The organism is Streptomyces sp. NPDC037126 (assembly GCF_055605965.1).
Genome location: NZ_JBVJTD010000060.1, coordinates 1 through 12,251 on the forward strand (window position 1 = coordinate 1; position 12,251 = coordinate 12,251).

Sequence of the window (12,251 nt, forward strand, 5' to 3'; positions counted from 1 at the left end):
GGCCCTTCTTCTATGCGTCCGCACCGGCAGACTCACCCGGACCAGGCCCCTGTTCGAACCCGACCGACCACCCGAGCGGAATGAGAACAGCCAGTGAAGCACTGGTCCGAGCGCCTCGGCGAGGGCCTCGCGGTCTTGGTGGGCGTGGCGGACCAGGTCGTCCAGGGCGCGTTCCCACCGCGCCGGTTCACGCTGACGGCCACGGAGCCAGACGGCCAGGTCCGCGAGGACCTCGCACAGTTCCTCGGCGGGCGGGGCGAGCCGCTGGGGGCCAGTAACCGTGGGGAGGGTGTCCTGGTAGACCGACGGCGCCCCGTCCGGATCAACGGCCGAGGAGCCTCCGAACGCGGTTACGGCGCGATCGCGCAGAGCAGGGATCATGTTCGCGGCGGCTTCGGCAAGGAGCGCGCGTGCCTTGGCGTCGAGCCGGTCTTGATAGTGGCAGGCGAGGTTCAGTGCTCTTTCCTGTGTGTCGGGAGAGGGGTGGGCGAAGGCGTCGGCGAGCAGGGGCACCAGGACGGGGGCCCGGTCCGGGGCATCGCGCAGCTTACGTCCGAGAAGCCGGATCATCGCGTTGACGAGGCTTCGCTCGGGGCGGAACAGCCCCGTGGGAGCACATTCAATGATCTGCTGGTCCGTCAACCGATGCGCATCGCAGAGAGCCTGCACACAGGCCATGGCGGCGGCCGCCTTGGTGCCCGGCCCGTCCGCGACGAACCGGACTATGTCGGCCGCACGCTCGTCCGTCAGGTACCGGGGGGCACCCGACAGGACCGTAAGCGCGGTCACCGCGTTGGCGGCCAGGTCTGCGGGCTCCTCACGGAGAACGTGCAGCCACCGAGCCACCTGCTCGTCGGAAAGCCGGCCCTGCTCTGCCAGCACTGCCACCGATCGGCTGAGGACGCCCTTGTCCATGGAGGGAATTGTGGTGGGGAGCCGGGTCCATGGTTCCAGGGATGGTGCAATTTCTTCGGCGGCAGGGGCGATTTGCTGCATCAGTGACACGTATTCGGATTGATTCCGGTCGTCCGAATACAGGCCTTGGTGCAGGTCTTCGATGAGAGTCCGACGGTCGATGAATCCCCCTTCGACGGCTGCGGAAACGACCTTTACCCCGGCGTGTTTGACTTCGTGGTAACGGTAACTTCCTCCCTCATTCCGGTAGCCGCCTGAATGTAGGCTCCCCAAATGAGATGTCCGGGGGCGGAAACAGGGCAGAACCATGGCAGCCACGGGATCGTCACGCAGTCTTCTGATAATGACCTCGCTGGACTCCTTGGCGTCGGTGACCAGCCTCAGGTGGTGGCTCAGACACGCATCGACAAGCTCTGGTGTCGCGTCGACCTCGGCCCCGAACCGGCGAACGAGGAGCTGGACCAAGCTGTAGCGTGCACGGCCGCTCGCGCGGCGCGTGAACTCGTTCAGCCAGGCACGGTCCCTGGAGTCCAGGCCTTCGGTAAGGGCCTCGTCGTCGAGGGGAGACAGGCGCAGCCACTTCACCACGTCGGCGGCATCGGGGTGCATGAGCACGATGAACGTGCTCATGCGCTCGATCCGGCGGGACGGGTGGAAAACAACACTCTCCATCCATGCCTTGCACGCACTGACAGCCCAGGACAACAGCACGTCACGCTCCCTGGGCCCCACAGCGGTCGTGCGGCACAGGTCTGTCACCTCGCCCAGGCTTCCGCCGTCCAGAGCGGCTGCCAGTTCGCGGCCCGGCCCCGTCAGGGTCGATCGCCGGAGCAGGGATCTGAAAGGCGGTTCGTACGGGCTGTTATCACGTGACATAACGGCAACCATGACACCCGCCACAGCCGACGAGGCCAGCGAACGCGACGTCGAAACGCATGCACGCTGGGGCGCGAGGGCGCTACGCCGCTGACGGTGCAGGTCAGGGACACAGGATGAGCGGCACGGGATCACGGCAGCCCGCCCGCGCTCCCGCGGAAACGTGCACTGGACACGCGCGCTCCACCCAGCGACGGCGAGGGGCCCCGGGCGCAGGCCTCGGGCTCGACTGGGCAGTACAGGCCGCGCAGGCGATGTAGCCCGGTCCCCGGCCCGGACCGATCCGGCGGTCGGCGCGCCCGCTCAAGATGTTGGTCCGAGGGGGCCGCTCGTGCACCGCTCGTGCGTACCGGGGCCACCACCCCGCCGGAGCACCACCACATCGACAATCCGGTCCCGCCCGTCTGCGCATGCCTGCCCCGCAGCGACGAGCTTGCGGCGCCCGCAGGTCCTGCGTACGCGCCCGGACGACGCCGATGTCAGGGGTGTCTCGACGGTGTCCGGCAGGGGGAACGCCGAGCCGAGAAACGATCGGCCTTGATGGGCGTTCTCAGTCCGCTGGCGAAGCCAGGATGCCGTGCCCGGAGGGCGCCTGGGACCGGAGATGGGTGAGCACGGGCGGGCCAGGACCCGGCCCGCCTTCGCCCTCTGTCTGCTGAAAAGGCTCGGCAAGCGCGTCAGCGATGTCTCCTCAGCGTCCTGGTTCACCGATGCCGATCTGTCGCTGCCGACGGCGGGGAGTGCTCGAACGTGCAGTGGATGTGCCCGCAAGATTGGCCGGGCCAAAGCGCCGCCGATGGCCGGGCATCGCATTATCGATGAGGTATTCATCATGTCAGCGAATGCGCGAGGTTTCCGAAATGGGTTACATTCCCATCGGACATGGATCGATTCACCTCGAGCCGGGGTTCATCGCACCCGGCATGGAGATGGTAGCAATTCCGCAAGGAACCACACTTCAAGTGCACTCCGACGCCGGTCAGGCGTTGTTGTACGGCGCGGCCGAGCTCGACAGATGGGAACAACTCCAGGCGCCCTGGGGCCCCCTCGACAGTAGCAATGTGACCTACAATCTCGTTCTGCGAAGCGATGAGGAGTCATGGGAGTACGATCTGGCCAATCATCCGCGTTTCGGCGGAAATGCAATAGCGAGAGCCGGACGTGACGGCCTTTCAGACCCTATCCGCATGTGCAATGGCACTCCTGAGAGTTGCCCGACGAAGCCGGCCCAGGTCGCCGGCGACATGACGCACACCTGCGATGGCATCCTCGGGACGTTCCAGGGCGACTTGTATTGGCTTGCGTGCACCACTTTCAGTGGACTTGAAGGTGAATATCGGGAGTCGGTGAACGCTGCGATCGGCGGGCATGCGCGTTCGGTATCGATTGGCGTGGATCCGGACTGGGTTCCCACCGAGGCAGACCAGCACGTCATCGCCACGAATAACTTCACCAACCTGAACAACCGTGACACCAACCCCTCCGGTTTCGCCCGGAACAATGATATCCATTCATGCTGGCTCGGTGGTTTCGCATTCATCATCGGACCGTCCAAAACTCACGAGAAACGACACTACGAATATGCGAGATACCAGGATGACGACAGCTTTGAGGTCACTGCGACAGTCCGCACCGAGAGAGGCAGAATAAAACGCCTTTCAGTCTTCGGCGCCCCTCTGCATAAGCAGGATATTGTCCGGGCCTCTGTTTCGTTGATCGGCGATTTTGAGGTTGTTTTTCAATGACCCCCGCCCTCTCCCCGGCTTAGCCCCGCCTTCCCCTGCAGCCTTAACGCGGCGGGCACATCCTTCTCGCTGGGCCGATGGCCGGCCGACCAGCGCCGTGCCCTCCAGCCGGGCACAATGCCCGCACAGCGGGCGGCGACCTGGACAAGCTGGGCATGGTGTGGGACCCGGCGGAGGAGGCATGGGAGGAGAACCTGACGGCCGCGCGCGCCTCCGGCGCCGCGAGGTGGCATGGCTGACGGACCGGAGGTCCTCAACCAGCCTGTGCCCCCTCGCTGTCGCGGCGGGCGCCGGCCAAGAGCTCCCGCCAGGAGACGACGTGCGGGCTGCGGCGCAGCAGGGCCCTTCGCTCCCGCTCGGTCATGCCTCCCCACACGCCGAACTCGAGCCGGTTGTCGAGAGCTTCGGCCAGGCACTCGGTGCGCACAGGGCAGCCGATGCAGACGCCCTTGGCGCGTTTTTGACTCGGGCCGTCCACGAACAGCTCGTCCGGGTGGGCGCTGCGGCAGGCAGCGTCCTCGCTCCAGTGGTCCCGGGCACTGGTCATGGCGTTCCTCCCCATCGCAACCGGCGAGAGCATCACCCTATTGCCCTGGCCAGGGCCGGTGCAGACCTGATCACCCCACACCGTCACACCGGCCGGTTCGAACGGTCAGGGCTTCTGGATGCCGGACAGTGCCTCGCGGGCCGCGGCGGTACGTCTGCAGCCGACGGTGGAACCCGGCCTCCGCGAACTCGTACGCGGCCCGAGCGCCCTCGCCTGCTTGATCCAGGGGCTGAAGCGTCCGGTTGGCGGTGATCACCGACTGGCTGAGCGCCTCTGCGGCTCGGCCGCACGCGCCGGTCCCTCGAGGACGACGAGGCGAATGCCCCGCATCAGCGGGTCGAAGGCCACCCGCAGCTCATCCCGGAGGTGGACGATGTGCTGTACAAGCTGCTCGTCGGCTCACTCAGGTCAGGCGTGGGGTCGCACCGTATGACAGCAACCGCGCCGACGGCTTGGCCCGCAGCGTCCGGACCGCCCGCTCGTGGGGTGTGCAGCCCCGCTCGCCGGGATGCCCCTGTCCGCAACACCGTCTCTGCGCCTGGTTCCCGCGAGGGTGGTGATTGGGCGAGACGCCCCCTGACCATGTCTGCGTGTGGGTAGCATCCGGCAACAACATCCCAGGTACAAGGAGCGTGCCGTCGTGGCTGACGAGCCCGAGACCACCACCATCCAGAGCGTGTGGGCGCAGCGTTGCGCAGAGGACCTCGCTGCCAACCGTACGTCGCAGGGTGAGATCACCGACCACATCACCGGTCTGCAGCGGCAGCTGGAGAAACTCCAGCAGGACGAGGCCTGGCTGGTTGAGAGGCAGGCTTCGCTGCAGCCGCCCGCGCCCGCCGAGGAGTTGGCGGAAGCCGGTGGCCCGCAGGAGACCTCGGCCGTGCCGCAGCCCCGGCAGGAAGACCAGCCCGAGGCGGCTCAGCCCGCGTCGTCGTCGGGGAAGAAGGCAGCCGGTACGGCGAAGGCGCCCGCCAGGAGGGCGGCTCGGAAGAAGACGTCCGCGCCCGCCAAGAAGGCGGCTCCTGCGAAGAAGACCGCCACGAAGAAGGCCGTCGATGAAGAAGCAGTTCCCGCGAAAGACAGCACTGCGGGGAACACCACTGCGAAGAAGGCCAGGCCCGCCAAGACGGCCACTGCGAAGAAGGCCAGCCCCGCGAAGAAGGCAGCTGCGGGGACGAAGGGCACGCCGGTTTCGGAGGCGGGCAAGGCGAAGCAGCCGCCCCTGCAGCAACTGGTCCTGGGCGCTCTGGTGAAGTCTGATGGGGAACCTCGTCTGTCGCGCGAGGTGCATGACCTGCTGGTCGCCGAGCACCCTGACCGGGTCACCTCCCTCCAGGTCGTGCGCAACACCCTGGAGACCCTCGTCAAGAAGGGCACCGTGACCCGGACCAACCAGCAGGGCTCGGTGATGTACACCGCCGCTGCTTCGGGGGCGGACGCCTCCGCCGACGGGGCGGAGGCGGAGGCAGCGCAGGCCGGTGACACGGTCCCGGCGCAGGTCTGACACAGCGGCCTGCAGGCGCCCGGCCCTGTCGGCTGCCGCAGTACGTGACTGCCCGGACGGGACAAAGACGACGGTCCCGGCCCGGGCGCCGGAGGCCTTGCGCTGGAAGGTCGGTGCCGGCCGGGCTGGTTGCCGCGGGCGAGAGGGCAGTAGACCCGGCACGCCTGGCCCGCGGCCTGGCCTTGGGCGAGCCCAGGGACGGGAAGGGCATCGGCCTTACCGGCGCGCCCCGGACGCGCCGCGCTGCTTGCCGCATTTACCCAGCCGCCATGTAAGCACCTCGGTCACCGAGTCCGCTGAGGCCAGCTCTCGTTGGGCTTGGTCGCCGTCAGCCGGCTGACCGCCGCTCCCTCGGTGGCAGCGAGGCCTGCGCGGGCATCGGCGGCGGCGCCGCTCACCCACCCCGAGGCGGACCACCGCATCGGGGTGGCCTGCCCTCAGGAACAGAGCAGACGCGTATCTGTGGCGGGAATCGGACCTGCCGGCCGTGGCTGCGGAGACGACGGTGATCACGGACGATGCCCACCGTGCACCGGGCTGACCGTTCCGCATCGCGGACGAGCCCCGCGTTGCATGGTTTGGTTCGCCGTATCGGCAGGCGCGGGAGCGTCGGTCTCCGGGGCGTACTCGGCGAGGACTGATTCGCCGAGTTCCTTGAGCGGGGCTGAGTCGGACGCTACAACCAGACTTCTCCTACCAGGGCAGATCGCGGAGCTGGTGGACACACAGCACCACGAACAGCAGGCCCGCACCGGTCAGCGTTCCGTTGCGCCATCGGGCCGGTGTGCGGGAGGAATTGAGCAGCCAGACCAGGGTCAGTGCGAGGAACGGCATGAACAGGGCGCCGACCACCCCGTAGACGATCACCAGGCCGAACGGCTCGTTCAGGAAGAGCAACGTCATCGGTGGAAAGGTCAGCCAGAGCAGGTACGCCCGAAAGGGCCCCGACTTCTCCAGTGCACCGCTCGGTACCTCCTGCTCCCCGCCCCCGGCGGTGCTCCCGCCCGCCCGCCGCGCCCGCGCCTTCACGGTGAAGCCGGCGAACATGAGTGAGACACCGTGCCACACGCCGATCAGCGAGGTGATGGCGAGTAGCCGGTCGTCCAGGAACCTAGGCTGCGCCAGCCGTCGAACAGAGTGCGCCCGGTGGCCAGGTGCCAACGCCCGACCGCCTCCGCCAGGGCAATCTTCACCAGGCAGCCGGGCGACGGCGGCCCACAGCAAGCTGTAGCCGTACCTGCTACCGGCGAAATGAGAGTGGCGATCATGTCGCCCGCACCGACTCCGGTCGCCGCGACCACGATGCCGGGCCCGACAAGTCTCCAACTTGCCTCGCGCAGCCGGGGCTCCTGCGGCGCGCCGGTCCGTCGCCATCCTCTTGTGCGGCCCTACTTCGAGCCTGAGCGACGTGCTGGCGGACCGGGACGGCACGGCCACCGCCAAGCTGTTCCTAGTCGGGTTCTTCGCCACCGTCATGACTGTGCTGGTCGGAGTCATGTTCGTGGTCACGGTCTACCTCGGTGTCCGGGGCACCCCGCACCTCGCAGAGGTGTTCGCCTCGCTCGCCCCCGTCCTTCCGGCAGGCTCTCCTTGTTCTGCACCCTCGGCCTGGTCGGCGGCGTCGGCGGCACGATCACACTTGGCCGCCTACGGCTACTGGATCAATACCAAAGGCTGGACCGACGCCACGTGGATGAAGGTGATGCGGCTGGACAACCGGGTCGCCTACGGCATCACCGGCGTCTTCGTCCGACATGATCAGGAACCGGGCGCCGTACGAAGAGACCACCACCGCCGGAGCACGTTGCTCGCCCCTCCCACTTGCCCCGGAGCATGATCACATCTCGCCCGTTCGGGGTCCGGTCCCCCGGCCCCGAACCCAAATTAGCTATGTGCTGGTACCGGCATATAGCTATAGTGGTGACATGGGAAAGCAGACGAACATCCGCCTGGACGAAGCCGTCAAAGCGGCCGCCGAGGCCCGGGCCAAGCGCCGCGGCCTGAGCTTGCAGGGGTATGTGGCCGACCTGATCGAGGCCGATGTGAATCAGTCACGCGCCGCCTTCATGGCCGGCGCCGCGGCGTTCCTGGCCGCGTACACGGACCGGTTCGAGGCGGAGGTCGGTGAGGACCGGTACCCCGGCCTTCCCGACAAGTCGGCGGAGACCGCATCGAAGGACGCCGCATGAACCTCCGCATCGATCTCGCCTGGATCCTGGCAGTCGCCCAGCAGATTCCGGGAGATCCCCAGGTCGTCGACTACGGCGTCCCGGTCGCGGCGGAAGCACGTCACCGGGCGGAAATCCTTGACCACGAAATCTACCCCGAGCCCCATCACAAGGCTGCGGCGCTGCTGTGCGAGCTGGCGAGAAACCCGAGCCTGGAGGTGAGAAACCTTCTGTTCGCGGCCACAGTGACCGCTGCGTACCTGTCGGCGTCCGGCCTGCCGGTGAGCCCTGGCCTGGGCACCGTTCTCCCGCTGGCCCGCGCCGCCCGGGACGGCCTCCCGGTGCGGGAGGTCGCCGCTCAGATCAAGACCTGGACGAGCTGATTCTCTCGTTCGGGTAAGCCCTCACCGGAAGCCCTGGCCCGGCGTTGGAGTGCCACGGCCCTTAGCGGTGCCGGGGAACGTCCCCTGGCCCTGGTCAGGCCCCATTGGCCTCTCACGCGCATGAGGTGCCGGGCCGGGCCCCGCACCGACATGAGCGGCCCTCTGACTTTTCCCCTGTGCATGGCGGTGAGCTGCGAAAGGGGCGGAGACGGACCAGGTCGCGTCCGCTCAAGTGGTGTAGGGACGGCCACTCGGTGATCTCCTCTCTGAGGCTGTGCGGTGAGTTCGGCCGGTGGGACGGTCTCGTCGCGGTGGATGCCGGCAGCTCGTGCCGGGCGGTGTCCAAGTGGGCCGCTGCCTCGCGGAATTCGCCCTCCAACGCGTCCAGGACATGCCGCACCTGGGCCTGGACGGCGTCGATGCCGGACTGTTCGTGGATGGTCCGCAGCGGTGTGGCCGCCCGACTGGGCCGATTTCGGGACCTGGCTCAGCAAGTCCCTCGCGTGGTGGCTGCGGCATCGCTGCCAGGAGGCGCCTGGCAAGGTCGTGCCCATCGCGTTCACCAGACCGGTGTGAGCGTCGGAGACGACCGGCTGGACGCCGGACAGGCCGCGGGTGATCAGCGAGCGCAGGAAAGCCGACTGGCCGATCCCGTCCTCAGCGGTGGCCACTTGAGGGGGCGAGGATCCGGTGCCCGTCGACTTGGCCGCCGACCACTATCAGCGCGTGAAGGTTGGTGATCCGGCCGCCCTCCCGGACCTTCCGGGGCAGCGCGTTGACCCAGACGAAGGTGTAGGGACCGGCGTCCAAGGGCCGCTTACGGAAGGTGAAGACTTGCTCGCCGAGATGCCTGGCCACCGCGCCGCCAGGGGACTTCGACAGCCGGGTGGCACACCGAGGGACTCGGCGAGGGCGTGCAGGGCAGACTGTCTGGTGGGGACAACGTGCTGGTCTTCAAGCCTTGGACAACCCGAAGACCAGCCGGTGACGGACCTCGTCGGCCAACTCGGCGCAAGGCACGGCTCGACGGATCGGGTGCTGGGCAGAGTGCTGCTGATCGATGGTTCTGAGCCCGGCAGCGGCGGATACCCAGTCTTCAGGTGTTGAGCAGTTGGGGGGCGATGATGTCCTCGATGGTCCAGCGGCGCGCCGACAGGCTCTGCTCGTGGTGGTAGCGCAGGAAGGTCTGAAGGGCGGTCCGGTTCGCGGAGACGGTAGGGCCACCAGTCCTCGCCGAGCAGCCGATCGTTCGCCTCCACGAGGGCGTTGGCCCACGGCAGCATGACGGGTGACTGGTAGAGGCTGCGATAGATCCGGTAGCGGTCGGCTGCTGCTGGCGCCGCAGAAGGCGGTGTAGACAGCCCGCGCAAGCCCGGGGTTGGCTTCGAGCAGTTGCCTTCTGGCCACGACCACATGGCTCATCGGGAAGATCCCGGTCCGGCGGTAGTAGTCCCGCTCGACCGATTCGTAGTCCGGGAACAGCCGGGCGATGTTCGGAGAGCCGTCCAGGAACGGCTGCGGGACGTTCGAGGTGAACAGCGCGTCGATGTCGCCGCGGTCGAGCATGTCGACGAGGGTGCGCCCCCGCGGTGCCGCAGTGACCTCGACGCCGTCCGGGTGCGGGTGCGTGGTGAACCCGAACCCGGCGGCCAGCGGCGTCTCGAGCCCGCCGATCACCCACCGGTTGCGTTCCGGCCGGAAACGTACTCGTCGGTCAGGATGCCCTTGATCCATACGCCCGGATCCTGGCCGTAGACACCGAACTCGCCGATCGCCCTGCCGGCGAGATCAGCAGGCCCGGTGATACCGCTGCTCGGGTTGACGAACACGGATGAATGCCGGAACAGCCGCACGGGAAACGCCGGGATGGCCACGAGCGGGACACCCTGGTCGAGCGCCCGCAGGAAGAACGTCAGCCCCAGCTCCGACACGTCCACGGCTTCGCCGCGCAGAATTCGCTCGAAGATCTCGGTCATGATCGGGGCCGTCGACATCGTCGTACTGCCCACTCCCTCCACCGTCACCGTCCCGTCAAACAGCGCCTCCGTGTGGTCGTACCGGAAACTCCCCATGCGCAGATCCAGCTTATCCATGTGCTGATGCTCCCTTCGTCGACGGTTGCGCTTCCGATCGTCGCGGCGGCAACGGGCCTACGGCCAACACCGATGCGGTTGGCTTCATACCGGATCGGTATGGTGGGACGGTGGATCTGCGAGCGCTGCGATTCTTCGTCGCGGTCGTCGAGGAACGGAACATCGGCCGAGCTGCCGGGCCGGCTGAAGATGACCCAGCCGCCGCTGAGCAGGGCCATGCACCGCCTTGAGGCCGACCTCGGTGCCCCCCTGCTCGACCGCACCCCTACGGGGGTGGAACCGACCGCAGTCGGCCGGATCCTCTACGACGATGCCCGGGCACTGCTGGAACAGGCCGATCGGCACCAGGCGCGCGTGCGATCCGCCGCCGGGCGCACCACGCTGGCAGTCGGGTCGCTGGCCGACACCGCCGAACTCGTGGGTGGCCGGATCGTCCCGGCGTTCCGGGAACACCATCCGAACGTGGCGGTCCGCGTCCACGAGGCCGACCTGGGCGATCCCAGTGCCGGACTGCGGGCCCGGCTGGTGGACGTCGCACTGACCCGGCTGCCGTTCGAGAGCACCGGGCTGCGCACCCATGTCCTGCACACCGAACCAGTAGGGCTCGTCCTCCGGGAGGACGATCCACTGGCCGGGCGGACTTCGGTTCGGCTCACCGATCTGCCCGAGCTGCGATGGGTACGGCTGCCGCCGGGCACCGACCGTGTGTGGAGGGCGTACTGGACAGGTGCCGCGACTCCCGGCGGCCAAGAGGCCCCGGTACGCCCCGTCCAAGAGGCCCTGCAGGCAGTCCTGTGGAACGGCATGTCGGCGCTCGCCCCGCTGGACCAGCTGCTACCCGCCGGGCTCGTCACGGTCCCCGTCACCGACCGCCCGCCAAGCAGACTGGTCCTCGCCTGGCAGGCAACCGACCCGCCGCCGGTCGTTCGCTCGTTCGTACGCATCGCGGCCGCGACCTTCGACCGCAAGAGCCCACGATCCCGCTGAAGGATGCGGGTCGCGTGGCGGCTGCCGGCCTGGGCGGCTCGAGGGTGCGGTGGCCAGTCTTCGTGATGCGGGCCCGGGCGCCATGGTGCGACGGCGCGACGGGCGGTGCCCAACACGGCGACGGCGACGGCGAGCAGCACCGCAGGCATCGCGGGGTCCTGGGACAGCGCGGCGGCGGCCGAGCCCGCGTACGCGCCCAAGCCCGCCCCACCGGGCGTCACCGCGAGCGCCGTACCGCGCGCACAAACGCGCCGCCCGCAGTGATGAGCCTGACGCTCGACCGGTCGTGTGGTTGTGGGGCTCAGTGGGGTTGGCCGGAGGTGGCGGACAGGCGGAGGAAGTGCTCCAGCGCCCGCTGCCAGGGCGGCGGGCCGTCACGCAGCGACGGCCGGTGGGCGCACGAGGATCGGGAGAAGTCACGGCTGGCCTCGACGGGGATCAGCACGCACAGGTGTCCAGGCCGATCACGTCCAGGGGCGGCCCCGGACGGACAGGCGCGCGCAGGGACGACGCACATCACCGTCTTCGGTCCGAGTGCCTGCATTTGATGGCTGACGCCTACCACCCGCACTCGTGCGGACTGGGGGCGCCCGGCTTGTACGTCGTCCCGGTGCCGTCTGAGCACCACGCACAGCAGGCCCGCGCAATGTGATGCCCAAGGGCAGCATCGGCGTTCCGCGGCGAGGGCGCCGCCTATGCTCCCGCAGGCGGCGCGATCCGGTGATCTAACACGTGCCACGGCACAGATGCAGCACCACCTGCTCGGTGCGCCCCCGGAGCGCCTCAGCCCGCTCCCGCGCCCCGCCCACCGAGGTTTCCAGTGCCGGTGCCGGCGCCGGGCGTCCTGGCAGTGGGTGACACGCGTCTCGAATGAGACCAGGGGTTTTCCATGGGGTTTTCCGGGAGGGGGCGAAGGAGTGTGGACCAACTCCAGGTATTAGGCGCTGTTTCTCGGATCTCGTTCCGCGGGTGAGGTGTTGATGGCAGATTGACTGCATGGGACGCGGAGACCTGACGAACGCGGAGTGGGATC

General features: G+C 68.3%; 11 protein-coding genes and 3 pseudogenes. 6 read left to right on the plus strand and 8 right to left on the minus strand.

The window, feature by feature from the left end; translation table 11 throughout:
- Positions 1-1,626, minus strand: a pseudogene (locus tag ACZ7FF_RS44230) (hypothetical protein); the annotation flags it as partial.
- 1,007 nt (positions 1,627-2,633) lie between these two features.
- Here ACZ7FF_RS44230 and ACZ7FF_RS44235 point away from each other — a divergent pair.
- Positions 2,634-3,536, plus strand: coding sequence for a hypothetical protein (locus ACZ7FF_RS44235; protein ID WP_470820335.1), 903 nt, complete (start codon positions 2,634-2,636; stop codon positions 3,534-3,536).
- Positions 3,537-3,789: 253 nt separating this feature from the next.
- On the opposite strand, the gene ACZ7FF_RS44240 is transcribed toward ACZ7FF_RS44235, so the two are convergent.
- Positions 3,790-4,083, minus strand: coding sequence for a WhiB family transcriptional regulator (locus tag ACZ7FF_RS44240; protein ID WP_470820336.1), 294 nt, complete (start codon positions 4,081-4,083; stop codon positions 3,790-3,792).
- Positions 4,084-4,723: 640 nt separating this feature from the next.
- Here ACZ7FF_RS44240 and ACZ7FF_RS44245 point away from each other — a divergent pair.
- Positions 4,724-5,587: a hypothetical protein gene (locus ACZ7FF_RS44245; RefSeq protein WP_470820338.1), complete on the plus strand. Its 864-nt coding sequence runs from the start codon at positions 4,724-4,726 to the stop codon at positions 5,585-5,587.
- Positions 5,588-6,280: 693 nt separating this feature from the next.
- On the opposite strand, the pseudogene ACZ7FF_RS44250 reads toward ACZ7FF_RS44245, so the two are convergent.
- Positions 6,281-6,927: pseudogene (locus ACZ7FF_RS44250) on the minus strand (Nramp family divalent metal transporter).
- A gap of 122 nt (positions 6,928-7,049) precedes the next feature.
- On the opposite strand from ACZ7FF_RS44250, the pseudogene ACZ7FF_RS44255 reads away from it, so the two are divergent.
- From ACZ7FF_RS44255 to ACZ7FF_RS44265, 3 genes and pseudogenes are all read left to right on the plus strand, one after another.
- Positions 7,050-7,337, plus strand: a pseudogene (locus tag ACZ7FF_RS44255) (Nramp family divalent metal transporter); the annotation flags it as partial.
- Between the two features lie 175 nt (positions 7,338-7,512).
- Complete coding sequence (locus tag ACZ7FF_RS44260) at positions 7,513-7,776, plus strand: hypothetical protein (protein ID WP_470820340.1); 264 nt, start codon at positions 7,513-7,515, stop codon at positions 7,774-7,776.
- Positions 7,773-8,138 carry a hypothetical protein gene (locus tag ACZ7FF_RS44265; protein WP_470820342.1) on the plus strand — a complete coding sequence of 122 codons (366 nt, stop codon included), beginning with the start codon at positions 7,773-7,775 and terminating at the stop codon, positions 8,136-8,138. Before ACZ7FF_RS44260 ends, ACZ7FF_RS44265 begins: the two co-directional genes overlap by 4 nt.
- Here ACZ7FF_RS44265 and ACZ7FF_RS44270 read toward each other — a convergent pair.
- The 5 genes from ACZ7FF_RS44270 to ACZ7FF_RS44290 form a co-directional block, all read right to left on the minus strand.
- Positions 8,114-8,809, minus strand: a complete 696-nt coding sequence (locus tag ACZ7FF_RS44270) for a transposase (protein WP_470820344.1) — start codon at positions 8,807-8,809, stop codon at positions 8,114-8,116. The genes ACZ7FF_RS44265 and ACZ7FF_RS44270 overlap by 25 nt on opposite strands.
- Positions 8,796-8,996: a transposase gene (locus ACZ7FF_RS44275; protein WP_470820346.1), complete on the minus strand. Its 201-nt coding sequence runs from the start codon at positions 8,994-8,996 to the stop codon at positions 8,796-8,798. The genes ACZ7FF_RS44270 and ACZ7FF_RS44275 overlap by 14 nt, the downstream gene beginning before the upstream one ends.
- Positions 8,997-9,092: 96 nt before the next feature.
- Entirely contained in the window at positions 9,093-9,815 is a 723-nt protein-coding gene (locus ACZ7FF_RS44280) for a hypothetical protein (RefSeq protein ID WP_470820347.1), read from the minus strand.
- Complete coding sequence (locus tag ACZ7FF_RS44285) at positions 9,812-10,114, minus strand: hypothetical protein (RefSeq protein WP_470820349.1); 303 nt, start codon at positions 10,112-10,114, stop codon at positions 9,812-9,814. The genes ACZ7FF_RS44280 and ACZ7FF_RS44285 overlap by 4 nt, the downstream gene beginning before the upstream one ends.
- A gap of 44 nt (positions 10,115-10,158) precedes the next feature.
- Positions 10,159-10,449, minus strand: a complete 291-nt coding sequence (locus ACZ7FF_RS44290) for a hypothetical protein (protein WP_470820350.1) — start codon at positions 10,447-10,449, stop codon at positions 10,159-10,161.
- Here ACZ7FF_RS44290 and ACZ7FF_RS44295 point away from each other — a divergent pair.
- The gene (locus ACZ7FF_RS44295) at positions 10,448-11,218 is read left to right on the plus strand and encodes a LysR family transcriptional regulator (RefSeq protein ID WP_470820352.1); all 771 of its coding nucleotides are present in this window, start codon (positions 10,448-10,450) and stop codon (positions 11,216-11,218) included. The genes ACZ7FF_RS44290 and ACZ7FF_RS44295 overlap by 2 nt on opposite strands.
- The last annotated feature ends 1,033 nt before the right edge of the window (positions 11,219-12,251 follow it).

What these genes read in the sequence shown, in the direction of transcription:
- ACZ7FF_RS44260 (WP_470820340.1), top strand. Translation starts at nt 7,513, where the DNA reads ATGGGAAAGCAGACGAACATCCGCCTGGACGAAGCCGTCAAAGCGGCC.
- ACZ7FF_RS44265 (WP_470820342.1), top strand. Translation starts at nt 7,773, where the DNA reads ATGAACCTCCGCATCGATCTCGCCTGGATCCTGGCAGTCGCCCAGCAG.
- ACZ7FF_RS44285 (WP_470820349.1), bottom strand. Translation starts at nt 10,114, where the DNA reads ATGACCGAGATCTTCGAGCGAATTCTGCGCGGCGAAGCCGTGGACGTG.
- ACZ7FF_RS44235 (WP_470820335.1), top strand. Translation starts at nt 2,634, where the DNA reads ATGCGCGAGGTTTCCGAAATGGGTTACATTCCCATCGGACATGGATCG.
- ACZ7FF_RS44290 (WP_470820350.1), bottom strand. Translation starts at nt 10,449, where the DNA reads ATGGCCCTGCTCAGCGGCGGCTGGGTCATCTTCAGCCGGCCCGGCAGC.
- ACZ7FF_RS44240 (WP_470820336.1), bottom strand. Translation starts at nt 4,083, where the DNA reads ATGACCAGTGCCCGGGACCACTGGAGCGAGGACGCTGCCTGCCGCAGC.
- ACZ7FF_RS44295 (WP_470820352.1), top strand. Translation starts at nt 10,448, where the DNA reads ATGCACCGCCTTGAGGCCGACCTCGGTGCCCCCCTGCTCGACCGCACC.